1 pseudogene is annotated in these 323 nt (G+C 45.5%); it reads left to right on the top strand.

What is annotated here, in order from left to right:
* A pseudogene (locus tag HMPREF2542_RS04285) lies at window positions 1–323 on the top strand (peptidase); the annotation flags it as partial.

Here is a 323-nt window from a genome sequence, read left to right as displayed (position 1 = left end):
GCAGTCATGATCAAAACGTGACGGTTCACTTGAAGCATGGCACAACTAATATCCAAGAAACCAAGAAAGTGAGCTTGACAGTTCGTTATCATGGAGCAGGTAGTCAAACGCCAGCCAATAATGTACAAACAGCAACGTGGACACGCACAGTAACGAAAGATAAGATCACAGGCACTGAAGTTTCGGCTACAGCTTGGACCAGTGACAAAGCTAATTATGACGCTGTGCCATCCCCAGTGATTCCAGGTTATAGGGTAGATGTTGCGACTGTTCCATCCGAGACAGTCACTCAAGAGGATATTGTCAAGGATGTGCATTACACT

This window comes from Streptococcus sp. HMSC034B05, assembly GCF_001809055.1.
In the GTDB taxonomy this organism is placed as follows: Bacteria; Bacillota; Bacilli; order Lactobacillales; family Streptococcaceae; genus Streptococcus; species Streptococcus constellatus.
The sequence above is the reverse complement of the archived record's forward strand: the minus strand, read 5'-3'. Positions and strand labels throughout refer to the sequence as shown.